This window comes from Aeromonas sp. 2MA4, assembly GCF_029237305.1.
In the GTDB taxonomy this organism is placed as follows: domain Bacteria; phylum Pseudomonadota; class Gammaproteobacteria; order Enterobacterales; family Aeromonadaceae; genus Aeromonas; species Aeromonas salmonicida.
In genome coordinates this window covers 1-569 of sequence record NZ_JAACFY010000046.1, presented here as the reverse complement: position 1 = coordinate 569, position 569 = coordinate 1, and the positions used below count along the sequence as shown (strand labels likewise).

At 46.4% G+C, this 569-nt stretch carries 1 tRNA gene and 1 rRNA gene; both read right to left on the bottom strand.

The annotated features are described in order from the left end of the window. Positions 1 to 106, bottom strand: a 23S ribosomal RNA gene (locus tag GWQ31_RS21715); the annotation flags it as partial. Between the two features lie 238 nt (positions 107 to 344). Then, positions 345 to 420: transfer RNA gene (locus GWQ31_RS21710), tRNA-Glu, on the bottom strand. Positions 421 to 569: the final 149 nt, after the last annotated feature.

Sequence of the window (569 nt, the reverse complement as noted above, 5' to 3'; positions counted from 1 at the left end):
AGTAATAGCGTCTCTTACCGACTTCTCACAGCTTATCGCAGGTTAGTACGTCCTTCATCGCCTCTGACTGCCAAGGCATCCACCATGTACGCTTAGTCACTTAACCATACAACCCCAAGAAGTGTCGGTGAAACCGGCACAGCTTGTTGTCGTACAACAAGGACCAAATAAAATTTGGTTTTCGCCAAGAAGTTTCCAAAGCACTTGTAACAAATGTTTGAGAACTACTTTTTAAATCAGCTTTCCAGATTGTTAAAGAGCATGTTTGCAACGGTCAATGACCGAAGAAAACAGACATAAACATGTAATGCTTATGTCTGCATTCTTGTTAGCAAGAAGAGAAGTGGCGTCCCCTAGGGGATTCGAACCCCTGTTACCGCCGTGAAAGGGCGGTGTCCTAGGCCTCTAGACGAAGGGGACGAAAATCATCTTTTGCGAAGTAAACTTCGCAATGATTTTCGTAAAGGCGATGTGCCGAGCCGGCGAGGCCGAGCGACATGTCGTCTTTAGCGCAGCTCGTTGTTATCGCTAACTCTGAATTGGGTAGCAACTTGCGCCGCTATTCACAT